This window comes from Pseudomonas sp. R3-57 (assembly GCF_051132065.1).
Classification (GTDB): domain Bacteria; phylum Pseudomonadota; class Gammaproteobacteria; order Pseudomonadales; family Pseudomonadaceae; genus Aquipseudomonas.
This window is the reverse complement of record NZ_CP071655.1, coordinates 2,084,709-2,110,998: the sequence shown is the minus strand read 5'-3', so window position 1 is coordinate 2,110,998 and position 26,290 is coordinate 2,084,709. Positions and strand designations below refer to the sequence as shown.

The following is a 26,290-nucleotide window of genomic DNA, read 5'->3' as shown; positions in this document are numbered from 1 at the left end:
CTCAAAGGATGAGATCGCCATGAATAAAACCGTCGAAACCCGTAACGACCCAGTCGGAAAAACGCCACAGCTCAAAGCGCGCAATGCCTCGAGAATGGCTGAAATCAGCCGCCCGCATTTCGATGCCGCTTACGAAAAAGGTCTGATGGGCGTTTCCTGCCGCGTGCTGGACAACCGCCGCATCGAAATCGCCACCAGCGGCAAGGAAGTGATCGATTACACCCGTTGCGGTTACCTCAACCTGGACGCCCATCCAAAAGTTCTCGCAGCGGCCCGGGCCTCGATGGATGACGTCCCGTCTACGCACTTTTCGGTTGCGCGTACACGGCTGACCGCTGAGCCGTTGGTGCGTCTGGAAAAAACCCTCGCCAAACTGTTTGACGTCAATGGTGTGGTGGTCTTTCCGACCGTGGCTGCCGCCAACATGGGTGCCCTGCCCCTGCTGGCGGCCGGGCTGTTCACCGCTGGCGAAAAACCGCTGATCGCTTTCGATCGTTTTGCCCACGTGACGTTGCAGTACCACATCCCGGTCCTGCGCGAAGAGACCGAGGTGATCGTCATCGAGCACAACGACCTCGAACATCTGGAGCGGTTGTGCAAAAGCGGGCGCAAGGTGGCTTACGTCGGCGACGGTGCCTACTCGATGGGCGGCGCCGCGCCGGTTCGGGAACTGCGCGCCCTGCAAGACAAGTACGGTCTGTTTGTTTATCTGGACGACGCCCACGGGATTTCCGTGGTGGGTCAGCAGGGCGAAGGTTTCGTCCGTTCGCAACTCGACGGTCTGGACGAAAACACCATCGTGGCGGCGTCGCTGGGCAAGGGTTACGGTGCAGCAGGTGGTCTGTTGATGCTCGGTACGCAACATATCGAGAACTCGATCCGTCGCTATGCACCGACTTACGGTTTCTCCTGCGCGCCCAACATGGCGGCTGTGGGTGCTGCACTGGCGTCGGCGCAAATTCATGCCACGCCGGAACTGCATAAACTGCAACGCGCGCTGCGCAACAACATGCAGCTGTTCGACAACCTGATCCCGACCGAAACCAGCGGCAGCGAATTGCCGATCCGCATCGTACGCATCGGTAACGAGGAACAGGCCATCGCCAAGGGCGAGTACCTGTTGCAGCAGGGCCACTACACCTCTGTCGTGTTCTTCCCCACCGTACCGCGCGGCCAGGCCGCCCTGCGCATGTCGATCACCTCGGCACACAACCCGGCCGACATCCTCGACTTGAGTCTGATGCTTAAAAGCAGCGATGCCGCGCATGTGAGCCCCGACGCTGACGAATTCCAGCCGGCGCTGGCCGTTTGACTGAGATTGGGCAGGAGACTTTAAACGTGAAGCGAACGGATCTGGCGGACACCTTCGTCACCGCTGTGACGGATTTCGATATCAATACAGCGTCCTTGAGTGAGATTCGTGCCATTCAGGAACTCGTCTATGAACGCAAGGTAGTGGCGCTGAAAAACCAGCGCTTGAGCCGAGAGGGCTATCAGCAGTTCGCTGCGTGCTTTGGCGAACTGGAGCAATTCAAACTCAAAAACTACCACGACCCTGCATACCCGAACATTCTCGTGGTCAATAACCGCAACGGCGGCGGTGCAGTAGGCGCGCGCAAGCTGGGCAACATGTGGCACAGCGACTCCAGCTATCTGGCCGAACCGCTGCCGCTGACCATGCTGCACGCACAACAACTGCCGGAGACAGGCGGCGACACGCTGTTCGTGGACATGCAATCTGTGTATGACGATTTGCCCAAGGCTCTTTACGAGCAAATCATCCATCGCCAGGCCGTGCATGACGTGCGCTGGACCTACAAAGTCAAGGAAGATGATGTCGGGGAATCGATTCAGGAAGTTTTCACACGCCTGGAACAGACCTTTCCCGCCAGCACTCATCCGACGGTTGCCGTGCACCCGCGCACCCGCCGCGAAAGCCTGTACGTCAACCCGGGCTATACGACGAGCATCAGCGGCTATTCGCAAGAACAGAGTCGCGCCTTGCTCGATGAATTGTTCGCGTTCGCGCTGAATGCGCAACGGGTCTTCAACTACCAATGGGAACCGCACGATTTGCTGATCTGGGATAACCGCTCGGTGTGGCATTGTGCGACCGAACTGCCGCGCGATGCCCAGCGGGTGATGTATCGCATTGGCGTCAATGACGGCGAGTTCTTTGCCCGGGTCGTTTTACGGGAGCACGTTGCATGAGCCGTAAACGCGTATTGGTCGCCCATATTCTTGGCGACGAAGGCAAACAGATGCTGCGCGACCGTGACGATATCGAAGTGGTGGAGTTCGCCAATACGATCGCGCAGGGTCAGTTCCAGGCCTTGCTCGAGAGCTTTGATGCCGTGCATGGCGTGATCCTCGGGCTGACCCGCTTCGGCGTCGAGGAATTGCGACGCGCCAAGGGGTTGCAGGTCGTATCGCGGATCGGCGTCGGCTTCGACGCGGTGGACATCCCGGTAATGTCGGAAGCGGCAGTTCCAGTGATGGTTTGCGCCAACGCCAACCACCGTGCGGTGGCCGAACATACCCTGGGGTTCATGCTGGCACTGGCCAAACGTACCGAGGCGCTTAGCCAACTGGTGCGCAGTGGCAACTGGCATCAGCGCTATGAGCACCTGCCCGGCGAACTGGAAGGTCGCGAAGCGCTGCTGATCGGTTGCGGACGCATCGGCGCACGTGTCGCCACGCTGCTGGTAGCCATGGGGATGCGCGTCAAGGTATACGACCCGTACCTTGCCCCAGGGCAATTGCCGCCCGGCGTGCAAACGGTTGCCGTACTGGATAACGCTCTGGTGAGCGCCGACTACGTCAGCCTGCACTGTCCAAAGACCACCGAAACGCTTGGCTTGCTGTCTGCCGAACGCCTGGCCTTGATGAAACCTCAGGCATTCGTCATCAACACTGCCCGAGGCGGCATCGTCGACGAACAGGCGCTGTATCAGGCATTGCTGGAAAACCGTCTGGCCGGTGCCGCGCTGGACGTATTCCTGCCCGAGCCGCCGGTGTATGGCAGCGGTTTGCCGAGTCTCGCCAATGTGATCTGTTCGCCGCATCTGGCCGGGGTGTCCCGCGAAGCGGTCAGCCGCATGGCGACGCTGGCTGCCGGCAACGTGCTCGACGTTTTTGCCGCTGAGCCCAATCCGGAAAACGCCATCAACCCGCACGTGTTCGAGCGCGCGTTTCACCTGCCTGACGCCGAGTCAGCCAGCACGATCCCTTACCCAATCTGATTCGAGAGCAACGGAATGTACCTACGCTATCAGCTATTCGACGACCAACGCGACGCCATGATCCTGATTGCACGGATCATGATTCTGATCCTCTACGGCTACTTCGGCTTCACCTACGTCACGGACCACGGCAGCTTCGTCAGCTACCTCAAATCGGTGGATGCGCCGATACCCGAGTGCACGGCCATTGTTGCCACAATCATCGAATTATTTGGTGGTCTGGCGCTGCTGTTCGGCTTCTGGACCCGGCCGATTGCAGCGATCTTCGTGGTGTACACCATCGGAACGGGAACCATCGGCCACGCCTTCTGGAACAGCACCAACCCAGCCGATCACCACACCCTGTTCGTGCACTTTTTCAAGAACGTGAGCATCGCCGGCGGGTTTCTCTTCCTCTGCCTGCTGGGGCCCGGAAAGTACTCGATCGACAAACGTTGATCTGTCCACGACGGGCGCAGCCATACGCCCGTCGTTTTTCCCTTTCTGTCACCTGAGGAGTCCCTGGATGAACACATTGATTGAACCGGTTGCCGACTTGCGCGACTGGCTGGCACGTGCCGAAAAAATCGGCGAATTGCAGACCGTCTCGCCCGCGGTCAACCCGATTGAAGAAATGAGCGCCATCACTTACCTGTTGGCCCGCCAGGGCAACTCGCCCGCGGTGCTTTTCGATCAGCCAGACTCGCCCCTGGGCTTGCGCCATCTGTGGAACATCTTCGGTCCAAGCGTGGCGCGTACCGCGATCACGCTCGAAGAGGCGCCAGATACCCCTACCATGGAGTTGATCCGTCGCACCAAAGACAAGCTCAGACACAGCATTGCCCCGCAGGAGATCAGCGCTGAAGCCGCACCGATCTACCAGAACACGCTGATCGGCAATGACATTGATCTCACTCGTCTGCCCATCCCCAAACATTGGCCCAGAGATGGCGGCGCCTACGCGGGTACGGCTGACGCCGTGTTCACCCGGGACCCGGCATCGGGATACCTGAATGTCGGTACCTATCGAATGATGATCCAGGGTCCCCGGGAGGTCGGCTTGTCGCTGGCGCCGGGCAAGGATGCGCTGCGGCACATTCACCAGGCATGGGCCAAGGGTGAAGCGCTGCCCGTAGCCGCTGCCTGGGGTGTCGATCCGTTGATGATGGTGGTGGGCTCGCAGTCCTTGCCACCGGGCATCAGCGAATACGATTTTGCCGGAGGCATCAGGGGCAAGCCGATCGAAGTGGTGCGGGCCAGGCATTCGGATCTGTTGATCCCTGCCGCCGCGGAAATTGTCATCGAAGGTCTTATTCGCCCGGGCTCGACTCGTGAAGAGGGCCCCTTTGGCGAATTCACCGGCTACTACGGCTATAAGGACATTGATTGCCCGCTGATCGAAGTCACCGCCCTGCACTACCGCACCAGGCCCATTCTCACTAACGCGTTGATGGCCGATTTCCCCTCGAACGAGCAAAGCGCGTTTTTCTCGACCATCCGCTCGGCCAAGATCTGGAGCGACCTGGACAAGCTCGGTATCCAGGGCATCCACGGGGTGTATTGCCCACCGGCCGCCGCCGGTGCGTTCGGCATGATCGTCATCAGTCTCGAGCAAAGATATGCCGGGCACGCAGCACAGGCCCTGGCGCTCGCCAGCCAGGTGCCCGGCGGCGCCTACATCAGCAAGTGGATCGTCGCGGTAGATGAGGACGTCGACCCAACCGACATGAATCAGGTGCTATGGGCGATGGCCACGCGCGCGACCCCCAGCGATGACATCGATATTTTGCACAACACTCGCGGCTCGCCACTGGACCCGGCACAAAATCCGCCTGAAAAACGTTTCTTCGGCTCCAAGGCGCTGATCAACGCCTGCAAGGATTACCGCAACATTCGAAATTTCCCGACACGCACGCTATTGCGCCCCGCAGTGTATTCACAGGTTCGCGCACGCTGGGCGGAGCTGGGCCTGCCGGGCGAAGCCCCTCTGATCAGCGCATTCGACCATGCGGTGGACTGCCATGAGCGGTCCTGAGCAACGCATCGTCGTTGGCATCAGCGGTGCCAGCGGCGTGATCTACGGGGTGCGTACGCTGATGCTGCTGCGCGAACTGGGGATTGCCACCCATTTGGTCATGTCCCGGTCGGCACAGATCACCCTCGCCCACGAACTCGATATGAAGGTGGCTGATGTCAAAGCGCTCGCCAGCGTCGTGCACGATCCCGCCGACATTGGCGCATCGATTTCCAGTGGTTCGTTCAAGACGCTGGGTATGGTCGTTACGCCGTGCTCGATCAAAAGCCTTTCGGAAATCTCCAGCGGCATCACCGGCAGCCTGCTTAGCCGTGCTGCCGATGTGACACTCAAGGAGCGCCGGCCATTGATCTTGATGGTGCGGGAAACGCCGCTGCATCTGGGCCATCTGCGCAGCATGACTCAGGTCTGTGAAATGGGCGGCATCGTCATGCCGCCGGTCCCGGCCTTTTACGCGCGACCGCAATCCATTCAGGACATGGTCGACCATACCGTGGGGCGCATGCTCGATCTGCTGGGCCTGGACACCGGGACGGTCCGGCGCTGGGGTTGAACTTCGCGCTTGCTGCATCTTCGGCAATCGCGCCAGCGCGTTTGCCGAATCGCTCTTTAACAATCAGGAACGAGGCTCTATCGAAGCGTTTGCCCGCCGCTCGTCACAGGGCAGCGGGCAAACGTGTTTCATCGATTCGCTTGCCGGCGAGCTACAGCGCGCCGGTCAGCATTCACTGATTACATCGACCTCGTCGGTGTAGAGCCGCATCACAGTCAACAGGGCCGCTGCCAGGAATGCCAGCGCGATGATCGACAAGGCGCCGGTCGCGCTCCCCGATGCTTGCAGCGTGGCGCCGAGTACGGCGATGCCGGTCACCCCGCCACACTGGCGTGCAGCATTGAGTACGCCGGACCCCACACCGACCTTGCCAGTGGGCACGCTTGCCAGACAAGCGCCGACGATCACCGGCAACGTCGCCCCGCCGAGGCCGATCAACAAGCCACCGGCCACCAGGCTGACAGGATTCGTGCCGAACAAGGCCAGCAATGCCGCGCCGAGCGCGCCACACAACATGCCAGCGGCACCGACCGAGCGGGCCCCGCATACATTTGCCAAGCGCCCCGAAAGACTGGCCATCACGCCAGTCGCAACCGTCATCGGTATCATCGCTACGCCGATTTCGACCGGTGTGCGGCCCTGTCCCTGCAACGCAAACGGCAGCACGAACAGGCTGCCTTAGTACGCCAGTGTTTGCAGAAACCCGGCGCCAATCGCCGCAGAGAAGGTTCTGGATTCAAACAGACTCAGCGGCAACATCGGCTCGCGCTGCGCCCGTTGCGAATAGACAAATGCCATCGCCCCCGTCAGCGCCAGCAGCAACGTCGCGATGACCCATACGTGCCCCCAGCCCCACATCGGGCCTTCAATCAAGGCGAAAATCAGCGACACCAGCGCCACGGTCGACAGCGCCTGCCCGGCCCAGTCGATCGAACGAGCTCGATCGGCAATGTCACTGCCGCGTGATACACAGCACACAAGCGCAATCAGACAGAACGGCACGTTGAGATAAAAAATCGAGCGCCAATCGACCCACTCCACCAACACGCCGCCCAGCAACGGACCGCTCACCAGCGCGAGGGCCGAGATCCCGCCCCATAAAGCGACCGCTCTTGCTCGCGCTCTGGTGTCGGGATAGGCCTTGACCAGTAGCGCCATGGAACTGGGTAGCATCAGCGCCGCACCGATACCTTGTACCGCTCGCGCGGCAATCAGCCCAACGACGCCTTGGGCCGATCCGCAGGCGACCGATGCGCCTGTGAATACTAGCAGGGCAAACAAGAACACTTTCCTCGCGCCCAGACGATCGCTCAGCGCGCCGGCCGACAACAGCAGGCTGGCAAACACCAGCGTATAGGCACCGGCGATCCACTGCAGGCGATCCATTGTCGTCGCCAGATCGCGACCGATGCTGGGCAGCGCGACATTCAGCGCAGTGACATCCAGCGCGACCATGAACGAACTCAACGCCACGCTGAGCAAAACGGGCGCCGCCCAAGCGGGCTTTGCCACGGCTTCCATTGACAGGGTTTTGCTCACTTCCAACACCTCACTGTGTATTCAGGAGCGATCCTGAGGCGATGCGCACGCTACGTAAAATTAAATGTCGACTACCTGAACATAAGAGGAACTACTGAGATGATGAATCTGATGCATTGGCGACTCCTGGTCGCTGTGGCCGACGCCGAAAACGTTTCCCGCGCCGCCGAGCGCTATGGCATTACCCAGTCCGGCGCCAGCCAGGCCCTGACACAAATGGAGGAAGCGCTGGGAGTTAAAGTATTCGTGCGGGATCGCCGTCAGACCACCGCAACGGCCATCGGGCAACAAATCATTGACCGCGCCCGCCGCATGCTCAGCGAGTTCGAATCGATCCAGAACCTGGTGGACGCATCGCGCGGTTGCCATTTGGGGCGCATCAAGCTCGCCAGTTTTCCTTCGGTGTTCGCCAACCTGTTGCCGCCGCTGCTGCAAAGCTTCAGTCGATTGCACCCAGGCATCGAAATCGTTTCGCTCGAAGGCACTGATGAGGAAGTAGAACAATGGCTGGCCAACAGCAGCATCGATCTCGGCGTCGTGATGAACCCCTGCCCGTCCCGCGGTGCGCTGTTGCTGGGACGGGACTCGTGGGTGGCGGCGGTGCCTGCTAGCCATGATCTGGCACGTAGATCATCAGCCAGCACTGTGGCGCTCGAAGAGCTGGTGCGAGAACCGTTCATCCTGGCAACCGGTGGCTGCCACCTGAACGGTCAGTCGCTGGTCGAGCGTGAGGGGCTCAGGCTCGAAGATATCAAGATCACCGTACGCGACTGGACCACTGCATTTGCGCTGATCAGTGAAGGCATGGGCATTTCCATCGTGCCCGCCTCCACACTGCCCGTGGACCGCCGTGGCATGCGGGTCTTTGAATTGAGCAAGCCCATTTACCGGGAGTTCGGGCTGGTGTGCTCACCGGCAGGCGAGCGCACGCCCTCCGCTCAGGCATTTCTCAACGAGATCCGCAAATCGACCTTAAGCAGTGACATCCCGATGACGGTTCGCAGTACTGAAGCGAAAGTCGCCTGAGCCGACATAAGAGCTCCTAATGATGGGCGCATAAAATCGTAATTTTACCCCTCGGCATCATGACACCAATATGTCTGGAACAAGGTTCACAGCCGTTTCGCAGATGAAGCGGTATTACGCTCGGGTACACGATGCCCACCTGGAAGGAGATACACATGAAACTTTACTTTGCGCCCATGACCTGCTCCCTGTCGCCGCACATTGTATTGCGAGAGCTGGGCCTGCCTTTCGAGCTGATCAGGGTCAACAACAAGACCAAAGCAACGGCAGACGGCCGCGACTTTCGCGACATCAACCCCAAAGGTTATGTCGCGGCACTCGCGCTGGACAATGGAGAGGTACTGACCGAAGGACCGGCCATCGTGCAGTATCTGGCCGATCAGGTACCGGGTAATTCACTGGCGCCGGCCAACGGCACCTGGGAGCGTACGCGTCTGCAGGAATTGCTCAACTTCATCACTTCGGAAATCCATGGTGGTAGCGCACCGCTGTTCAATGCCGACCTCCCGGAGCCGGTAAAGGAAATTTTCCGCCAGAAATTGTTCAAGCGTCTGGACTACCTGAACAAGAACCTGGTGCACAAAGATTACTTGCTGAACACGTTCGGCCTGGCCGACGCGTACCTGTTCACCGTCCTGAAATGGCTGCCATTCTTCAATATCGATATCAAGAACTGGCCGGAACTGGCCTCGTTCATGGAGCGCATCGAAGCGCGTCCAAGCGTGCAGGCGGCGATGGCTGCGGAAGAAGCCACTCAGCCGGTTTAATCATGGATGACTAGCTGGTCGATGCCGGCTTCCGCCTAACTTCAAATTGGATGAAGTCTCCCTATGCAAACAATTCAACGCGTCCCAAGCGGCTATGCGGGACGCAGTCGCTCCTGTGCCTACGCCGATATTGTTTACACCGTTGCCACCAGCGCGGACACCTCGCTGGAGATTGCCGGCCAGACGCACCAAGCCCTCGAGGCACTGAGCAGCAGCCTTGAAAGCCTGGGTTCGCATGCCTCACGCATGCTGTCGGCGCAAGTGCTGTTGGCGGACATGCGCAGCAAACCCATTGTCGATGAAATCTGGGCAGAGTGGATCGGCGGCAACCCGCAGCACTGGCCACAGCGGGCCTGCTACGGCGTCGACCTCGGCGGCCGGCTGCTGATCGAAATCATCGTCACAGCAGCGCGAGGAGCGGCTGATGACGCATAACGATCAATTCGATCTGGTCATTCGCACCTGTGAGGCGCAACGCAGCGCCGCCATGCTGGGCGGCCACCTGGATATCTTCAGCTATCTGTTCCATCCGGACCTGACCTACATTCACTCCAGCGGCATTGTCGACAATCTCAAAAGCTACCTGGAAAAATGCCGCTCCCGCGAGTTCATCTATCACACCCTCGACCACCAAATCGACAAAGTCATCCGGCTCGGCGACCTGGCCATAGCATTGGGTGAAATGACCACCACCGTCACCTCCGCAGGAGTGCGAAAACATTTGCACAACCGTACGCTTACCGCGTGGCAAAAGACCGACGAACAATGGCAACTACTGGTCTATCAGGCGACACCGCTCAAACCGGCCGAGGTGCTCGAAATGAAGTGAGCCGGTCAGCGACATAAACGACGAAGCCCTGCACGTATAGCGTACAGGGCCTGTTTACAGGATTGAGCTATGCGTCTCAAGCCTGCGGCATTTTCCGAAACCCCACCGCCAAACGATTCCAGCTGTTGATGGTGCTGATCGCCACGGTCAGATCGACCATTTCCTTGGGCGTAAATTGCGCGGCGACCACTTCGTAGTCTGCGTCCGGGGCGTGAGTCAGGCTCAGTTGCGTCAGAGACTCGGTCCAGAGCAGCGCGGCGCGTTCGCGGTCGCTGAAGAACGGCGCTTCTCGCCAGGCAGTGACGGCGAACAGCCGGCGCGGGGTTTCGCCGCCCTTGATCGCGTCAGCGGTGTGCATGTCGATGCAGAACGCGCAGCCGTTGATTTGCGAGGCGCGCAGTTTGACCAGTTCGATCAGGGTCTTTTCCAGCGGCAGTCTGGATACCGCCGTTTCCAGCGCCATCATCGCTTTCAGGGCATCAGGGGAAGCGGTGTAGAAATCGGTACGAGGTTGCATGGTGACTCCGGGTCGCAAGGGAATGTGCGACCACGTTAGTCCCGCTGACGGCTGCGACAAATAGCCAATATTGGCGAAGATCAGTAGGCCACTGGTGCAGAAAATTGCTCTCGGGCAATTGCCAGCGTTGAAGCAGAGCCACTAGAATGCGATCAATTCTTAATTGCACTCATGCCACGGCTGCCCGAACCGAGTATTTGCACCTCATGTCGTCCATCGACTCGCCCTTGAACCAACAGATTCACCGCCTCTACAGCGAGCATCACGGTTGGTTGCAGGGCTGGCTGCAGCGCAGGCTCGGCAACCGCTGCGATGCGGCCGATCTGGCCCATGACACTTTTTTGCGCCTGCTCGCGCGTCAGGTCGCCAAACCGCTGGGCAGCGAGCCGCGGGCGCTGCTGACGCACATCGCCAAGGGCCTGATGATCGATCGCTGGCGACGTCAGGACATTGAACGCGCCTATCTGGAGACCATCGCGCAACTGCCACCGGCCGAGGTGCCGTCGCCGGAAACCCGTCTAATGATTGTCGAGACGCTGTGGCGCATCGAAGCGCTGCTGCGCGAATTGCCGGCGCAGACCCGCGACACCTTCCTGCTGTCGCAGATCGAAGGCCTGACTTACGCGCAGATTGCCACGCGCCTGCACGTGTCGCTGATCACTGTCAAACGCCATATGCGCGCAGCGTTCATCGCCTGCCTGAGTGTGGCGTGATGACCTCACCGATGATCAATCCGCAGATTCTCGGCGAAGCCGCCGACTGGCTGGTGCAGCTGCATTCCGGCAATGCCACGCCGGCCGATCACCAGGCGATCGCCCAATGGCGCCTGCGCAGCGCCGAGCATGCCCAGGCCTGGCAGCGCGCCGAAGCGCTGCTTGGGGATCTGCGCAGCGTGCCAGCGAATGTCGCCATCCAGACGCTGAAACGGGCCGCTCGCCGCGAAGGTCTCAGCCGTCGACAGACCCTCACCCGCCTCGGCCTGTTGCTGCTCGCCGGCCCGGTAGGCATCGCTTCGCAACATGCGCCGTGGCAGCAATGGAGCGCCGACCAGCGCACCGCGGTCGGCGAGCAGAAGAATGTGCAACTGGCCGACGGCACGCAATTGTTGCTGAACACCGACAGCGCCGTGGACATCACTTTCAGTCCGAGCGAGCGCCGGGTGATGCTGCTCAACGGCGAACTGTTGATCAACGCGGCGGATGATTCGAGCGCCCGCCCGTTTATCGTCGAAACCCCGCAAGGCAGCGCCGTCTCTCTCGACAGCCGGTTTTGCGTGCGCATCGACGGTTCGCGCAGTCAGGTCTCAGTGCTCGACGGCCGCGTGCAGATCACCCCGCAGTTGCTGCAGCAGAGCAACACGCTGAAGGCCGGCGAACGTCAGGGCTTCAAGCTCAACGCGTTCGACACGGCCGAAACGTTCGACCGCAACAGCCTGGCCTGGGACAAGGGCATGCTGCTGGCGAACAACCTGCGCCTGGACGATTTGCTCAATGAACTGAGTCGTTATCGGCGCGGTGTGCTGCGCTGCCATCCGGACGTTGCGGCGCTGCGTGTGTCCGGGGCGTTTTCCCTGCGTGACACCGATGCGAGCCTGCGCTTGCTCAGCGACACCCTGCCATTGAAGATCAGCAGCCTGACCCGTTACTGGTTGTCGGTAGAACCTCGGGTTTGAATTCGAAGTCATTATTTTCAGCGCTGCCTGATACCTTTTTGCGTCTCGTCCGGTGAGTGGAGCAGACCTCTTTGATTCCATGCGCCCGACAGGAACGCCGAATGACTGCATTGCCCACGCCCCGCCCCGCCACCTTCCCGCTCAAGGCGTTGAACCTGAGCCTGGCCTTGGCCTTCGCCACCCTGACGCCGGTACTGGCGTACGCCGCCCACCCCGTCAGCGCCAGCCACAGCGTCAATATCGGCCCCGGCCTGCTCAGCCATGTGCTGGCGCAGTTCGCCGTCAGTGTCGGCGTACCGCTGTCGTTCGATCCGGCGCAACTGGGTAATCGCCAAAGCCCCGGTCTGCAAGGCGAATACAGCGCACAAGGCGGTTTCGCCAGACTGCTGGAAGGCAGTGGTTTCCAGCTGATCGACACCGCTGGCAACGGTTACACGGTAGCGCCGCAAGTGGCGGCTGACGGCGCACTCGAACTCGGCGCCACCAACGTCAGCGCCGTGCGCGACAGCGGCGATACCTATGGCGGCGAGCAAGTCGCGCGCTCCGCACAGATCGGCATGCTCGGCAATCAGGCGGTCAATGATTTGCCCTTCAGCGTCACCAGCTACACCGCCAAGACCATGGCCGATCAACAGGCGCAAACCGTCGGCGATGTGTTGCTCAACGACGCCTCCGTTCGCCAGTCGTCAGGTTTCGGCAACTTCTCCCAGGTGTTCATGATTCGTGGCTTGCCGCTGCTCTCCGATGACATTTCCTATAACGGCCTCTACGGCATATTGCCCCGGCAGATCATCGCCACCGAAGCGCTGGAACGGGTCGAATTGTTCAAAGGCCCGAACGCCTTCGTCAACGGCGTGACCCCGAGCGGCAGCGGCATCGGCGGCGGGGTCAACCTGCAACCGAAGCGCGCAATGGACACGCCGACCCGTAGCGTCACGCTCGACTACAGCGACGACGGCCGTGTCGGCGGGCATCTGGATCTGGGTCAGCGCTTCGGCGAGGACAACCGCTTCGGCGCCCGGGTCAACCTGATGCAGCGCGAAGGCGCGACCGCTGTCGATGACGAAGACCAGCGCTCCTCGCTGTTCAGCCTCGGCCTCGATTATCGCGGTGAGCGTCTGCGCATCTCCACCGATCTCGGTTACCAGAAACAGGTGATCAATCAGGGCCGCTCGGTGATCTACGTCGATTCGAGCCTGAAAAAAGCGCCCAAGGTACCGGATGCCACCGACAGCTACGCGCAGCGCTGGAGCTACTCGCAACTGGAAGACACCTTTGGCATGGCTCGCGCCGAATACGACCTCGACGATAACTGGACGGCCTACGTTTCCGGCGGAGCGAAACACACCCGCGAGAACGGTGTGTACTCGTCGCTGACGGTCACCGACCTCAACGGCACGGCGCGTGGCGGCATGCTGTATTCGCCCCACGACGAAGACAACCAGAGTGCCATGGCTGGCCTCAACGGGCGTTTCAGCACCGGACCCATCAGCCACCAGCTCAACCTCGGCTGGGCCGGAATCTGGGGTGAGCAGCGTTCCGCGTTCGAGACCATCGGCGCGGCCAGCCGTTACACCACCAATCTGTACAACGTCACGGACAAGCCACGACCAGCGGCCACGTCGTTCGCCAGCGACATCAACGATCCGCGCATCGTCGGCAAGAACACCCTGCGCAGCGAAGCGATTTCCGACACCCTCGGTTTCGTTGATGACCGCATCCTGCTGACCCTCGGCGTGCGTCGTCAGGAACTCAAGGTCGATGGCTGGAACACCACCACGGGCGCGCGCACTTCCAGTTACGAAGAGTCGATCACCACGCCGGTTTACGGGCTGGTGATCAAGCCGTGGGAGCACGTGTCGTTTTACGCCAACCGCATCGAAGGCCTGGCCAAAGGCCCGACGCCGCCGACCACGGCGATCAACCGCGACGAAACGTTTGCCCCGGTGCGCAGCAAGCAGATCGAGGCCGGCATGCGCGTGGACATGGGCAGCTACGGCGCCAACCTCGGTGTGTACCGCATCGAGCAACCGTCCAGCTACACCCAGGACGGCATCTTCCGCGTCGATGGCGAGCAGACCAACAAGGGCGTCGAGTTGAACGTGTATGGCGAGCCGCTGGACGGGCTGCGCCTGCTCAGCGGCGCGACGGTGATGAAGACCGAACTGCAAGGCAGCAGCAATGGCGTCAACGATGGCAACCGCGCCGTCGGCGTGCCGCGCTTCCAGATCAACCTCGGCGCCGATTGGGATATCCCCGGCCTCGAAGGTGCAGCGGTGAGCGCGCGGATGTTGCGCACCGGCGGGCAATACCTCAACGCGGCCAACACTCAGAGCATCCCGGCGTGGAACCGTTTCGACCTCGGCACGCGCTACGCCTTCAAACTGGATGACCGGCAGATCACCCTGCGCGCCAATCTGGAAAACGTCGCCAACGAGGCCTATTGGGCATCGGCCAACGGCGGGTACCTGACGCAGGGTACGCCGCGCACACTGAAGGTCGCCGCCACTGTCGATTTCTGACCACTCGTCAGCCAGCGGGCACCCGGGGTTCTGCGCGTCGGACCAATATCAGGTACATGCCCTTTTCAGGAGATGCACCATGATGACGCGCAAACTCACTTCGCTCTTGCTGGCCGGCCTGCTGGCCAGCGCATCGGCCGCCAGCTTCGCAGCGAATGACAGCACCGACGCCACCGGGACCAAATCCGGCGGCGCCAGCAGCTCGACCATGCCACCGGACAACACCCCCGGCGCGCCTTCTGGTGGCAGCGGTTCCGGCGGTGGTTCCACTGGCGGTTCGGGGACCAATTCGGGTACGGGTTCCATGGGCACCGGCGTTGGTACGGGTACCGGCACCAACGGTGGCGCCAGCGGCTCGGGTTCCGGCGCGGGCGGTGGCACCGGTTCGGCCGGCGGCGGCACTGGCGGTGCGGGCGGTGGCTCGGGCAGCTGAACGAACAAGAGCCATCCCAGGTAGGTAATGTTCCCTTGTAGGAGTGAGCCTGCTCGCGATAGCGGTGTATCAGTAGACCTTTGCGCCACTGACCCACCGCTATCGCGAGCAGGCTCACTCCTACAGGGATCGTGTTGCAGTCAGCGATCCGAGCGCATCAATTCGGCAAGTCCGCTGTCCAGCGACAGCACCGCCGCGCGATTGCGACCGGCATTTTTCGCCTGATACAGCGCCGCGTCCGCACGCTGGATAAACGCTTCCGGGCTGTCATTGCCGCTCGGTATGAACGCATAACAACCCAGACTCACCGTCAGATACCCGGTCGGCGAGCCGCTGTGAACGATGTGCTTGTCGATCACGCTGCGACGAATCTGCCCGGCAATCGCCAGCGCACCGTTGATATCGGTATCCGGCAGCAACACGGCAAACTCTTCGCCTCCGTAACGCACGGCCAGATCGGACTTGCGCTGGCAACACGTCCTCAGCACCTGGGCAACTTGCGTCAGGCATTGGTCACCAGCGACGTGGCCGTAGGCATCGTTGTAGCGTTTGAAAAAATCGATATCGAGCATGATCAGGCTGACCGGACTGACCTGTCGTGCGCCGCGAGCAAACTCGATTTCCAGCGAGCGCTCGAACAGGCGCCGATTGGCCAGCCCGGTCAGGCTGTCGTGCGTGGCGATCTGCTCCAGCGCCCGTTGCGCCTTGCGCAGGTTCTTCTCGATCCGTTCGCCATTGCGCACCTGATGAATGAACACCCAGCCAAACAGGCCGACGCCGAGGATCACCAGCGCGACAATGACGCTCGACTGAAACGCGCGCTCGGACCAGCCCTTGAGAATCGTATCGCGCGAGGTCGCCGCCGACACCAGCAGCGGATACGAGGCCAATTGCCGGTAACCATAAAGACGCTCGGTGCCGTCGACGTAGGAATTGAGCATCGCCGTCCCGGCCGGGGCATTGGGCAGCAGCGCCTGGAAAATCTGGCCGCGCGCCACCGAGGTGCCGATCAGCGATTCATCGAACGGTCGCCGCGCCAGCAAGGTGCCGTCAGTCAGCGCCAGAAACATGATGCCGTTGTCGTCGAGACTGAAGCTTTTGAAGAACTGATCGAAGTACGACATCTTGATCCCGGCCAGCAACACACCCTCGAAATTGCCGGCGCGGTCATTGACGCGCTTGGAGATCGGAATGATCCATTCGCCATTTTCCCGGCTGCGAATTGCCGGCCCGATGTGCGCCAGCGTCGACGCGTTCTGCTGGTGAAATTTGAAATACTCACGATCGGCAACACCGTTGCCGCGCGGCAGCTCGGCAAACGAGGTGATCACCCATTGCCCTTCGCGATCGAACAGAAAGATGCCATGCAACTGCGTCAGTTGCTGCGCACGCCGGGCGAAGATGCGCTGCAAACGCGGCTTTTGCGCAGTGCCGTAACCGTCATCCTCGATCCAGTCGACCAGGCTGGTCATCACCAGATCGGCGGCCAGAAACGTGTCCTCGGCCTGCTGCGCCATCGCCCGGGTCAAATTGCTCGAAGCCGCCTGCGCCACCGCCAGATCCTGACGCTGCGACTGCTCCAGTTGCAGGTACAGCAAACCGGACAGGCACAGGCTCACCGCGACGATAAACAGCACGGCGGCTTTACGTAACGGCAGGCGCTTAAGCGCGCCGGGGGCCTGTTGCGGATCGTGAATGAGGATAGGCAAAAGCAATTCCTGGGCAGATACGACAAGGGCGCCAGCGCAAAACCCTTATATTCTCGGAGCGTAGCCCACCGGGATGTACCCGGCAAACGCAGCGCTCCTGCCCTTTATATCGGCGTACGCCGAAATTGGATGATCGCGTTTCGTCGATTTATTTTTGTGGCGTGATCGGGTGGATTTTGCCGCTTCACGACGGGAAAGATCGTGGGGAATTCGCGCTTGGAACTACCCGGTTTTGTCAGCGGGGTTTGTTGATTTCCCGGAGCAGATCGGCGACGGGGATATACAGGGTGTTGGAGTAGTAGGGTTTGTAGCCGTAGGCGGTGACCACGACTTTGCAGGGGATTTGTTGTTTGTTGGACATGAGGTGGTTGAGTTCTGTTGCCGAAAGATCTCTACGGGAACCACCACCATTGGAGACTTCACTCATGAATGCGCTGCTGAGATAGGAATATTTTGCATGGCCTCCATCATTTCCTTCGGGCTCAATCGAACCAGTTGCAGAAAACCTGATGAATTTATCGACCGAAAAATCTTCGTCCTCTGCCAAGGCACACTCCAGCGTAGCGGAAGCCATCCCTTTTCCTTCCCCTCGATCAAAAAGATCAAGCACATCAACGTCCGAATCAAATCTAACGTCGTACAAAAGCGCGGTTCCGCGGTTAACAGAAACAAAATCAAGATTCGCAGGTGGTTTCGTGTGGTCTTTTGCACAGCCGGAGCAGAAAACCATCAGTACGCAAAGGAGCAACTTTTGCATCAGTAAAACTCCTTCATGATTGACTCGTACAAAAAATCACTCGCTGATTTATTACCCGCGATTGCTGCTGTAAATAGCCCCGGTGCATCTGCATGATTGGTGTCGACGTTGGCGTTCAATGAAGGGCCGCAAGCGATGATCCACTTTTCGCCAAAGTCAGCAACCCCATCTGACGGATCTCTTTGAGTCGGAGTCGCTTTGATATTTATCCAATCCGCAGCCACCGGTTCTGGACGCTCGCGATAAATATCCGAGCCAAGCCAAACGAGAGAACCTTCTCCGACGGGATCCAGCGTAATCAGCATTTGGATACGGTAACCCCAGTCCGTCATGATTTTTGTCAGGTGCGCGCCGTTCCATCCGCCGAGGCTATGTCCGACGATGTATACCGGACAGCTTTTATACGGTATCAACCCTAGAACATTCCGTTGAATATCTTGCTTTCCTCTGACCTCGTTGTAGCCCAACCACTTTGACGTATATCGGCCCTGTGTCATTAGCGCTTCAGTTCGTTCATTAAAATTCAACCACGCCAGCCGTATGTTCCGGTACGGACCCGAAAAATAATAACTCTCTTTATCCCCTGCCCCGCCAATGAACAGAACAATCGCCTTGGTACTTTCCACCGGCACAGCCTTCACACTGACATCTTTCTTATCCGTCAGCGCATGTTCCTTGTGCAGCTTGTAATTGTTGCCTTTCGGGCACGTTACCGTTTCAGCCGCCATGCCTATTCCTCAAGAAACAACTTGATGGTTTCAGGCAGATGCGAGCTGACTTCGTGGGTAAACCCGGCGGCGTCAGACACGCCATGTTCCATGCGCCCGTCCGCGCGCTGGATCATGTAGGGATGATTGGGCATCGGCTCACCGGTCACATCGTTGACCAGTTGCAACTTGTCGGTGAAGTGCACCGGCATAGGCAACAAACCACTGAAGGGCGCTGTGACCACCGTGTCACCGATGATGACCGTGCCGGAACCGCCAATGACCACGTTGCCATGGCCACCGGTGCTGTCCAGCGTCGCGGCATTCAAGCCATTGATGAACACCGTCGAAGACACCGCGCCGGTGATCGGGCTGCCGCAGGCAGATTTGTCGGTCATGCGTGCAGCCGCCAGGCCATCGAAATTGACGTTTGGCGAACCGCTAACGATCGGGTTGGTGCCATGTCCCGGCAGCGGGCAGGCGGTTGGATCGGTGACGCGGGCAGCGGGCTTTCCGCTCATGAACAGCTCCTTGCAATCTAGCGTGTCGTCCTTTTGGGGGCGCAAGCATGCGGGAAATGCGCAGGTGCTTCAAACCTTCAGGCAAAAAAACAGGCGCCTTGTCGGGCGCCTGTTCTTCATCGCTGATACCGCTTGGGTCACCGCGACGGCGGGACTCGAATATCGCCCGCCCGGCACTGGGTTTTCACGCCTTTGCCGCACGCCGCGAACTGTAGATCCTTGCCCATGCACACGCGCACTTCCGAGAGTTCCGGGCCGCTGCAGATCACTGCGACACCATCGGCCGGAATCCCCGGGTTGGCCTGGCGGAACAACCGGGCAATCTCCTGCGCCTCGAAATAATACGAAGTGCTGAACGGTTGCAGTTCTTCCGGGATTTTCAACGCCGCCACGGCCTTGTCCGCCTCATCCAGATAACCCATCGCGCCGAGGCCGCTGCAGGTGCCGTGTTTGGCCCATTCGTGATCGAGCAGTTTTTTCGTTGGAAACAGGGTCAGGCCTTTGCTGGTTTCCGCCGCCGACAACCTCGTCAGCGGTGGGCAGGATTGCGGCCAGCCACCTGCGGCATATTGCGGCCAAAGCCCGTGCAGCACGAAGCCATAACCTTTGCCGGAACACTGCACATCTTCTTTATGGGTCAGGCAAAAGGTCGGCGACCACGACAGCGCCAGCAGGTAGTAGTCGAACACCCCCGCCACCGACGCCGTCTGAGCCTTGCTTGATTGCGATTGCCGCGCCGAACTCAGGCCGATGCTACCGGCCGTCAGTGCAATCAGTGCGAAAATTGTAAACAGCTTTTTCATCTACCCACTCCTTGGGACGCCTGCGTCCATGGTTTAGCTCCGGACCCGACCGGGCCAGCGCTGATTTCGCCACGCTTGTGTTGCAAGCGCATGACGCAAGGCAAAGCCTGACGCCTTCGCAGGGTCTACGATTAACAGGCAGACATCCAACCAAGGGATCCGACATGAGTAAAGCAGACGAACTCGCCGCCAAACTCAAGCACGTCCATGCTGACGACATTACTTGCGCCGAACTGGAAATCGATTGCTGGCCCGCTCAGGTGTACGACTTGTACCACCGCATCGAAGCCTGGTTACAGCCCGTCACTGAGGTCGGACTGAAGATTCGACGAAATTCTACGCATGTTTGCGAAACGTCACCGGACGGTGAAGCCCACGGTTACGCCATCGACCAACTGATCATCGAGGCCAATCACCACAGCCTGACATTCGATCCGATTGCGCGGTTTACCGAAGACGGCTGCGGACGGGTGCAAATCAATGTGCCGGGGCGCGATCATTCGTTACTGCGCACGGTTGATGAACATCACGAAAGTCATTGGTGGTTGCAGTCGGTCGAAACCGGCCAGGAACTGGATGCGATTGCACTGACGGAGAACAATCTGTTGCAGGTGGTGCAGGAAGGGTTGGGGCTCTAGCGCGTTCCGTCATTTGCGCCGAGTTCAACATCGGAGTGGATCAACGCTGAGAACGTGTTTAACTTCGAACACGTCCTCTCCGCCCATCCAGAGAAAAATCCGACAGATGCAAACGACAAAAACCAAAATACTGCTCGGCGCTCTGCTCGCGTTGCCCTTCACCGCTCAGGCAGCCGAACCGATCACCCACCTCGACAGCATCCAGCAACAAGGCGCGCTGCGCGTCTGCACCACCGGCGACTACAAGCCCTACACCTTCAAACGCACCGACGGCGACTTCGAAGGCATCGACATCAGCATGGCCCGCTCGCTGGCAGAAAGCCTCGGCGTCAAGGTGCAGTGGGTGCAAACCACCTGGAAAACCCTGATGCCAGACATGCAGGCCGGCAAATGCGACATCGGCATGGGCGGCATCTCGGTCACCCTCGAGCGGCAGAAAAAAGCCTACTTCAGCAACACCCTCGACACCGACGGCAAAATTCCGCTGGTGCGCTGCGACGACGTCAGCAAATACCAGACCGTCGAGCAGATCAACCAGCCCAACGTGCGCTTGGTCGAACCCGCCGGCGGCACCAACGAAGCCTTCGTCCACGCCTTCCTGCCCAAAGCGCAACTGGCCCTGCACGACAACGTAACGATCTTCCAGCAACTGCTCGACAACAAGGCCGACGTGATGATCACCGACGCCTCCGAAGCGCTGTATCAGCAAAAACTCAAACCGGGACTGTGCGCGGTCAACCCGCATCAGTACATGCAATATGGTGAGAAAGCCTATTTGCTGCCGCGCGATGACATCAGCTGGAAGATATATGTCGATCAGTGGCTGCACTTGAGCAAAGTCACTGGCAAGTATCAGAAGACCTTGAGCGAGTGGATTGCGGTGCCTGATGCGCAATAAGGCTTAGTCGTCGTGCAGCATGCCGGAGCTGTATTGGTTAAGGCTGCTGCCGATGCTGTTGCTTCCGAATTTCAGGGTGTTGGCGCTGTGCTCTTGTGGCGACTGACAGTCGCTGGAGAAACAGCTGGTGGTGGTCAGGCCGCCGGTGCCGGAGCAGGCGCTCAACACCGATATTGCTGTAGCAATTAAAAGCACTTTGACGACATTAAGGCGCATGGCACGGTTCCCATCGGCATAAATTAAAAACCTGTGCTACATCCTAAGCCTGCGCAGAACGCGGCAAGATGAAACTGTGCTGATGGACAGCGCGTGTTCAGCATTGATCGGATGCGATACGGAACCGGATCGATAGCAAAGCATAAGCAGTACATTATGAGTCTTAGGGCGAAGCCTACAGTCGCAGACGAAATGACCTACGTGACTAAATGAAATGACTGAGACTGCAAAAGCATTTTCGACAGCTTTATAATCCAAAAAAAACCCGCCTCAGCCGAAACTGAAGCGGGTTCTTCCCCTCAACGAGCGACCGTTACTTCAGGTCGTCAAAGTGGTCTCGCAGGAACTCGTAAAAGCGAAACGCTTTCAACAATCTCCATACGAGGCTCAGCGTACGCAGCAAAAGCTTCATACTTTTGGCCTCCAGGTTGGGGGCCAAACCTCGAGAACGCTTACCGGATCACGCGCTCCTTCGGCTTACACGTCAATGTAGCCAGTGAGGCGGCCGGTTGAAGTCCCTCCGAGAAATCAATCCGGCACGGATGCAAAACCGTGTCAGGGGGCGTGAAACTGTTAAGTCACCAGCCAAACCTCACCGCAGCACTAACATGTGAGCCCTGGCATGTTAACTCAGAAACTACAGCCCGAAGACCACTCATTTGGTTTGTCATAGAGGCTGATCGGTCATATTTGTAAATCGCTATTTCTGCCAGTATCGCCAAGAAAAAACAATGCTCCAAACGGCTAGCCGCAGGCAAAATGACGTTGCATGTGTGCGCAAAGATTCATACCATGACCGCACGTCAATGTAGCCAGTGATGCACAAGTCTCGGTCGCAACCCGAGACTTGAAAAAACCGCCCCGCAAAGGCGGTTTTTTTTCGACTGGAATCTTGGGGCTACGTGCCAACCATTCCCAACGTCGCATTTTTTTCAGTGCGCGATCAAGCTTGGCGCAATTCGAGTATTCAATTGCCGCTTCTCGGAACAGCCTCGCAGCTTCGCGAATGGAATTAGGCAGGAATTAGGGGCCAGACCACGATACTCAGAAGATCAGCTCCAGATTCATAGCGAACTGGAACACGTGGTCACGACGCTTGGGACTCTGCCCCACCCTATTCCTGATAAACTCCCTCACCTTCGCCCCTCTGATCCAGATTCCCCCAATGCCTCTACAACCCGCCCCACTCTCCCGCCGTTTCTCCGTCGCCCCAATGATGGATTGGACTGACCGCCATTGCCGCTTCTTCCTACGCCTCCTGTCGAAGAACGCCCTGCTCTACACCGAAATGGTCACCACCGGCGCTCTCCTCAATGGCGATCACGAACGCTTCCTGCGTCACAACGAAGCCGAGCATCCTTTAGCGCTGCAATTGGGCGGTAGCGTTCCGTTGGACCTGGCTGCCTGCGCCCGCATGGCCCAAGAACACGGTTACGACGAAGTAAACCTCAACGTCGGCTGCCCAAGCGATCGCGTGCAAAACAACATGATCGGCGCGTGCCTGATGGGCCACCCGCAACTGGTGGCGGACTGTGTGAAGGCGATGCGTGATGCGGCGTCGATTCCGGTGACTGTGAAGCATCGCATCGGCATCAACGGTCGGGACAGTTACGCGGAGCTGTGCGATTTCGTCGGCACCGTCCGGGATGCCGGGTGTACCAGTTTCACCGTGCATGCGCGGATTGCGATTCTGGAGGGGTTGTCGCCGAAGGAGAATCGCGACATTCCGCCGTTGCGCTATGACGTGGCGGCGCAGTTGAAGGCGGATTTTCCGGAGCTGGAGATTGTGCTGAACGGCGGGATCAAGACGCTGGAGGCCTGCCATGAGCATTTGCAGACGTTTGACGGTGTGATGTTGGGGCGTGAGGCTTATCACAATCCGTATTTGCTGGCGCAGGTGGATCAGCAGTTGTTTGGCAGTGCGGCGCCGGTGATCAGTCGGGCCGAGGCGTTGGCGCAGTTGCGTCCTTATATAGCCGAGCATTTGCTGTCCGGTGGTTCGATGCATCACATCACCCGGCATGTGCTGGGCCTGGGCACAGGATTCCCAGGGGCGCGGAAATTCCGTCAGCTGTTGTCGGTGGATATTCACAAGGCCAACGATCCGTTGGCGCTACTGGATCAGGCGGCTGAGTTGCTTGAAGGTCGTTGATTGAAGTTTTGGGTGTGCGGGCAATGCATGAGCGTTGCCCCGGTGTTTTGTTGTACGGACAGGATGTCTTTCGGTTATGCCCACGTTTAAACGTGCTCTATTCAATCGCTTCACCCTCCTCGTTTTGTGCTCGACGGTTTCTACCAGCGTCTTCGCCGACTGCAATTTTGCGCGAGGATGTGGTGAAGGGAGCGGTAGCCCTTTTGAGTCGACGCAAATGTTCGGCTTTCTGGTGTTCACCGCAACGAGGGTGTCGGTCGATGGAACCTCGGACGTATCCGGCCTCAAAAAGCGTGTTTACTCGGCTGAAGAAATCGAAGCAGCGCGATACTTCCTCGCCAGCGACGGCATGCTGCAGGCCGCGTATTTCACGTCGGCTTTGCAGCGCTATCGCCAAGAGTCGTCGGATTCGACGTTAAACGATCTCGCCGTCGCGGCGTTGATCAGCGCTCAGTGATCAGGCTGCCGCAGCAGCGGTCCAGTTCACCCACCCAAACCCCCACGTCGCCAGAATCAACAACCCAAAACCAATCCGATACCACGCGAACGCGGCGTAGCTGTGGTTGGCAATAAACTTGAGCAAACCACGCACGGCGATCATCGCGAAGATGAATGCGGTGACGAAGCCGAGGGCGAAGACGGGCAGGTCGTTGGGCTGGAACAGGTCGCGGTATTTGTAGCCGGAGTACACGGCGGCGCCGACCATGGTGGGCATGGCGAGGAAGAACGAGAATTCGGTGGCGGCTTTGCGCGACAGGCCGAACAGCAGGCCGCCGATGATCGTTGAGCCGGAGCGTGAGGTTCCGGGAATCATCGCCAGGCATTGTACGAAACCTATCTTCAGTGCGTCGGACCAGCGCATGTCGTCGACGTGCTCGACGCTGATCACATGGCTGCGTTGTTCGGCCCAAAGCATGACGATGCCGCCGACGACCAGTGCCACGGCAACGGTGATCGGGTTGAACAGGTACGCATGGATGGCGTCGGCGAACAGCACGCCCAGGACAACGGCCGGCAAAAAGGCGATCAGCAAGTTGATAGTGAAACGTTGTGCATTGCGCTCGGTGGGCAGGCCTTTGACGATGTCGAAGATCTTCGGGCGAAACTCCCAGACCACGGCAAGAATGGCGCCCAGTTGAATAATGATGTTGAACGCCATTGCGCGCTCGCCGCCAAACTCCAGCAAGTCGGCGACGATGATCTGGTGCCCGGTGCTTGAAATCGGCAGGAACTCGGTCAGGCCTTCTACCGCGCCTAATAGCAACACCTGGAAAAAAGTCCAGAAATCCATTAATCCTCCATCAGAGCGCTCTTTGAGAGCGACCGGTTAACTGCACTCAGGAATTGAGTATCGGAAATAAGATTGGCACGCCATTACCCATTGCCTGACGCGGCGCCGGCAGAATATGTCTTATCAAAAGCCACACTCAAGTCATGTTAATAATCGTCGGCCGACGAACTACTCGAGAAATATTTAGTGCTGGAGTGGAAAAAAATTAGCGCGCGCAATAAAGTGTGATCCAGCGCACAATACCACCGGGTGGCAATACAGTGGCAGATCGACATAAACAAAGCTGTCGCATTAGGCTCAAAATAGTGGCACCATTGCATATCGCCATCATCTAAGCCGTAGTTCACTCTCTCGAGAAAATCAACTAAAAGCCTGAAAAGCTTACTTATTGTTAGAAATCTCGCGAGGCACGTCTAAAATTCGCGCAAATGTTACCAATTGTCAGTCACAGATGAGAACCGGTGCTTTAACATCCCGATGTCAGCACCTAATTCGAGTCAATGCACGATGCTCTCAGCGAACTTGGCGACTAGAAGCCCGCGCCCGACAAATGACGAACCCGGTGTTCTTACTCTGGGTCGTACCCGTGGCGTGGCCGAACATTTTAGAACGCTAATCGCCCAGCATGTCCGTAGCGATATGGCGCTTGAAGCCAGTGCCTACGCTAGTTCATATAACTTTAATGAACACGTGGGATCGTACCGGGCAATATTTCTGATTATCGATAGTCCACAGGCGCTCGAGGACAATCTTGCGCTGGTGGAGAATCTGCGCAGCGACAATTTAAAGCCGATTATTTGCGCGGTTATCACCGGTCGCGGCGCCTTCAACAAGATCAAGTACTACCTGGCGGGTGCCGATATTTGTATCAAACTCAACACCCTTTCCGACGACGGTACAGAGTTGCTGGCGGAGTTCTTCAGCAGTGAAGAATGGCAGCGGGATATCAATCTGACGCTTGATCCGACGCGCATTTGCCTGGTGGACAAGAGCAAGAAACTCGACATCTCGTTTGCCGAAATGAAGATCCTCGAAGCTTTTGCGCAAACCGGCAATCACATCCTGAGCCACGATGAAATCGCCGGCATCATGGGCCTCAATACCAATTTCTACGACCCCCGCGCACTGGAAAAATCAATCAGTCGCTTGCGTGGAAAAATCAAGGACATGTATGGTACAAACGCGATTCAGAGCATTCGCGGCTATGGCTATCGCCTGCTGCGGGGTCTGATATCGACTGCCTGAGTCTCGGGCAGCCAATCCCTTTTGCAACGTACGAAGGATCGTCCAATGCAGCCATACAGCTCCTTTTCTGCTCCGCTTCTGTTTGAAATCAAGCAATTGAATGAGCGCGTCAACACGACCCATAACAATAAAACTCCATAACATAGCAGCAGTTCGAGTGGAATTTATCGAGGGCCAATCTTGGGCCCAGACCCTGCCTATCGATTACTTCCGAGGAAGCTATTGCTCGCCTGCCGATT

At 58.8% G+C, this 26,290-nt stretch carries 29 protein-coding genes; 19 read left to right on the top strand and 10 right to left on the bottom strand.

Annotated elements, in window-relative coordinates:
• Positions 1–19 precede the first annotated feature (19 nt).
• The 6 genes from J3P93_RS09635 (at position 20) to J3P93_RS09610 (ending at position 5,809) form a co-directional block, all read left to right on the top strand.
• Positions 20–1,312 carry an aminotransferase class I/II-fold pyridoxal phosphate-dependent enzyme gene (locus tag J3P93_RS09635; RefSeq protein ID WP_434596894.1) on the top strand — a complete coding sequence of 431 codons (1,293 nt, stop codon included), beginning with the start codon at positions 20–22 and terminating at the stop codon, positions 1,310–1,312.
• A 26-nt stretch (positions 1,313–1,338) separates the two neighbouring features.
• Positions 1,339–2,211, top strand: a complete 873-nt coding sequence (locus J3P93_RS09630) for a TauD/TfdA dioxygenase family protein (protein ID WP_434596892.1) — start codon at positions 1,339–1,341, stop codon at positions 2,209–2,211.
• Entirely contained in the window at positions 2,208–3,242 is a 1,035-nt protein-coding gene (locus J3P93_RS09625; protein WP_434596890.1) for an NAD(P)-dependent oxidoreductase, read from the top strand. Before J3P93_RS09630 ends, J3P93_RS09625 begins: the two co-directional genes overlap by 4 nt.
• Positions 3,243–3,257: 15 nt before the next feature.
• Positions 3,258–3,680 (top strand): DoxX family protein, encoded by a 423-nt coding sequence (locus J3P93_RS09620; RefSeq protein WP_434596886.1) that lies wholly within the window; start codon positions 3,258–3,260, stop codon positions 3,678–3,680.
• Between the two features lie 67 nt (positions 3,681–3,747).
• Entirely contained in the window at positions 3,748–5,256 is a 1,509-nt protein-coding gene (locus J3P93_RS09615; RefSeq protein WP_434596883.1) for a UbiD family decarboxylase, read from the top strand.
• Positions 5,243–5,809, top strand: a complete 567-nt coding sequence (locus J3P93_RS09610; protein ID WP_434596881.1) for a UbiX family flavin prenyltransferase — start codon at positions 5,243–5,245, stop codon at positions 5,807–5,809. The genes J3P93_RS09615 and J3P93_RS09610 overlap by 14 nt, the downstream gene beginning before the upstream one ends.
• Before the next feature lie 165 nt (positions 5,810–5,974).
• Here the strand turns inward: J3P93_RS09610 and J3P93_RS09605 are convergent, their stop codons facing one another.
• Both J3P93_RS09605 and J3P93_RS09600 read right to left on the bottom strand, forming a co-directional pair.
• Positions 5,975–6,418, bottom strand: a complete 444-nt coding sequence (locus J3P93_RS09605) for an MFS transporter (RefSeq protein ID WP_434596878.1) — start codon at positions 6,416–6,418, stop codon at positions 5,975–5,977.
• A gap of 69 nt (positions 6,419–6,487) precedes the next feature.
• Positions 6,488–7,348, bottom strand: a complete 861-nt coding sequence (locus tag J3P93_RS09600; protein ID WP_434596875.1) for an MFS transporter — start codon at positions 7,346–7,348, stop codon at positions 6,488–6,490.
• Positions 7,349–7,447: 99 nt separating this feature from the next.
• Between J3P93_RS09600 and J3P93_RS09595 the strand changes: the two genes are divergently transcribed.
• From J3P93_RS09595 to J3P93_RS09580, 4 genes are all read left to right on the top strand, one after another.
• Positions 7,448–8,374 carry a LysR family transcriptional regulator gene (locus tag J3P93_RS09595; protein WP_434596873.1) on the top strand — a complete coding sequence of 309 codons (927 nt, stop codon included), beginning with the start codon at positions 7,448–7,450 and terminating at the stop codon, positions 8,372–8,374.
• A gap of 155 nt (positions 8,375–8,529) precedes the next feature.
• Positions 8,530–9,141 carry a glutathione transferase GstA gene (gene gstA, locus J3P93_RS09590; RefSeq protein WP_434596871.1) on the top strand — a complete coding sequence of 204 codons (612 nt, stop codon included), beginning with the start codon at positions 8,530–8,532 and terminating at the stop codon, positions 9,139–9,141.
• 63 nt (positions 9,142–9,204) lie between these two features.
• Positions 9,205–9,576: a Rid family hydrolase gene (locus J3P93_RS09585; protein WP_434596869.1), complete on the top strand. Its 372-nt coding sequence runs from the start codon at positions 9,205–9,207 to the stop codon at positions 9,574–9,576.
• Positions 9,566–9,970 carry a nuclear transport factor 2 family protein gene (locus tag J3P93_RS09580; RefSeq protein WP_434596867.1) on the top strand — a complete coding sequence of 135 codons (405 nt, stop codon included), beginning with the start codon at positions 9,566–9,568 and terminating at the stop codon, positions 9,968–9,970. Before J3P93_RS09585 ends, J3P93_RS09580 begins: the two co-directional genes overlap by 11 nt.
• 76 nt (positions 9,971–10,046) lie before the next feature.
• On the opposite strand, the gene J3P93_RS09575 is transcribed toward J3P93_RS09580, so the two are convergent.
• A complete protein-coding gene (locus J3P93_RS09575; protein WP_090284624.1) occupies positions 10,047–10,487 on the bottom strand; it encodes a carboxymuconolactone decarboxylase family protein in 441 nt (146 codons plus the stop codon).
• 206 nt (positions 10,488–10,693) lie between these two features.
• On the opposite strand from J3P93_RS09575, the gene J3P93_RS09570 reads away from it, so the two are divergent.
• The 4 genes from J3P93_RS09570 to J3P93_RS09555 all read left to right on the top strand — a co-directional run bounded on the left by J3P93_RS09570 (position 10,694) and on the right by J3P93_RS09555 (position 15,114).
• A complete protein-coding gene (locus tag J3P93_RS09570; RefSeq protein WP_434596865.1) occupies positions 10,694–11,200 on the top strand; it encodes a sigma-70 family RNA polymerase sigma factor in 507 nt (168 codons plus the stop codon).
• Positions 11,200–12,159: a FecR domain-containing protein gene (locus J3P93_RS09565; RefSeq protein ID WP_434596863.1), complete on the top strand. Its 960-nt coding sequence runs from the start codon at positions 11,200–11,202 to the stop codon at positions 12,157–12,159. Before J3P93_RS09570 ends, J3P93_RS09565 begins: the two co-directional genes overlap by 1 nt.
• A gap of 101 nt (positions 12,160–12,260) precedes the next feature.
• Positions 12,261–14,681: a TonB-dependent siderophore receptor gene (locus J3P93_RS09560; RefSeq protein WP_434596861.1), complete on the top strand. Its 2,421-nt coding sequence runs from the start codon at positions 12,261–12,263 to the stop codon at positions 14,679–14,681.
• A gap of 79 nt (positions 14,682–14,760) precedes the next feature.
• Positions 14,761–15,114, top strand: coding sequence for a hypothetical protein (locus tag J3P93_RS09555; protein WP_434596858.1), 354 nt, complete (start codon positions 14,761–14,763; stop codon positions 15,112–15,114).
• A gap of 140 nt (positions 15,115–15,254) precedes the next feature.
• On the opposite strand, the gene J3P93_RS09550 is transcribed toward J3P93_RS09555, so the two are convergent.
• The 5 genes from J3P93_RS09550 to J3P93_RS09530 form a co-directional block, all read right to left on the bottom strand.
• The gene (locus tag J3P93_RS09550) at positions 15,255–16,823 is read right to left on the bottom strand and encodes a sensor domain-containing diguanylate cyclase (RefSeq protein WP_434596856.1); all 1,569 of its coding nucleotides are present in this window, start codon (positions 16,821–16,823) and stop codon (positions 15,255–15,257) included.
• A gap of 235 nt (positions 16,824–17,058) precedes the next feature.
• Positions 17,059–17,580, bottom strand: coding sequence for a hypothetical protein (locus tag J3P93_RS09545; protein WP_434596854.1), 522 nt, complete (start codon positions 17,578–17,580; stop codon positions 17,059–17,061).
• Positions 17,580–18,308, bottom strand: coding sequence for an alpha/beta hydrolase (locus J3P93_RS09540; protein WP_434596852.1), 729 nt, complete (start codon positions 18,306–18,308; stop codon positions 17,580–17,582). The genes J3P93_RS09545 and J3P93_RS09540 overlap by 1 nt, the downstream gene beginning before the upstream one ends.
• Before the next feature lie 2 nt (positions 18,309–18,310).
• Entirely contained in the window at positions 18,311–18,808 is a 498-nt protein-coding gene (locus tag J3P93_RS09535) for a PAAR domain-containing protein (RefSeq protein WP_434596850.1), read from the bottom strand.
• 137 nt (positions 18,809–18,945) lie between these two features.
• Positions 18,946–19,611 carry a ribonuclease T2 gene (locus J3P93_RS09530; RefSeq protein WP_434596848.1) on the bottom strand — a complete coding sequence of 222 codons (666 nt, stop codon included), beginning with the start codon at positions 19,609–19,611 and terminating at the stop codon, positions 18,946–18,948.
• Between the two features lie 164 nt (positions 19,612–19,775).
• Here J3P93_RS09530 and J3P93_RS09525 point away from each other — a divergent pair, with 164 nt between their 5' ends.
• Positions 19,776–20,249, top strand: coding sequence for a hypothetical protein (locus tag J3P93_RS09525; RefSeq protein ID WP_434596846.1), 474 nt, complete (start codon positions 19,776–19,778; stop codon positions 20,247–20,249).
• A gap of 106 nt (positions 20,250–20,355) precedes the next feature.
• The gene (locus J3P93_RS09520; protein ID WP_434596844.1) at positions 20,356–21,147 is read left to right on the top strand and encodes a transporter substrate-binding domain-containing protein; all 792 of its coding nucleotides are present in this window, start codon (positions 20,356–20,358) and stop codon (positions 21,145–21,147) included.
• 3 nt (positions 21,148–21,150) lie between these two features.
• Here the strand turns inward: J3P93_RS09520 and J3P93_RS09515 are convergent, their stop codons facing one another.
• Positions 21,151–21,363, bottom strand: coding sequence for a hypothetical protein (locus J3P93_RS09515; protein WP_434596842.1), 213 nt, complete (start codon positions 21,361–21,363; stop codon positions 21,151–21,153).
• Between the two features lie 1,165 nt (positions 21,364–22,528).
• Here J3P93_RS09515 and dusA point away from each other — a divergent pair.
• Positions 22,529–23,515: a tRNA dihydrouridine(20/20a) synthase DusA gene (gene dusA, locus J3P93_RS09510; protein WP_434596840.1), complete on the top strand. Its 987-nt coding sequence runs from the start codon at positions 22,529–22,531 to the stop codon at positions 23,513–23,515.
• A 76-nt stretch (positions 23,516–23,591) separates the two neighbouring features.
• Positions 23,592–23,972: a DUF2388 domain-containing protein gene (locus J3P93_RS09505; RefSeq protein WP_434596838.1), complete on the top strand. Its 381-nt coding sequence runs from the start codon at positions 23,592–23,594 to the stop codon at positions 23,970–23,972.
• On the opposite strand, the gene J3P93_RS09500 is transcribed toward J3P93_RS09505, so the two are convergent.
• Positions 23,973–24,806 carry an undecaprenyl-diphosphate phosphatase gene (locus J3P93_RS09500; protein ID WP_434596836.1) on the bottom strand — a complete coding sequence of 278 codons (834 nt, stop codon included), beginning with the start codon at positions 24,804–24,806 and terminating at the stop codon, positions 23,973–23,975. It lies immediately after the preceding gene.
• A 507-nt stretch (positions 24,807–25,313) separates the two neighbouring features.
• Here J3P93_RS09500 and J3P93_RS09495 point away from each other — a divergent pair.
• Complete coding sequence (locus J3P93_RS09495; RefSeq protein ID WP_434596834.1) at positions 25,314–26,051, top strand: winged helix-turn-helix domain-containing protein; 738 nt, start codon at positions 25,314–25,316, stop codon at positions 26,049–26,051.
• The last annotated feature ends 239 nt before the right edge of the window (positions 26,052–26,290 follow it).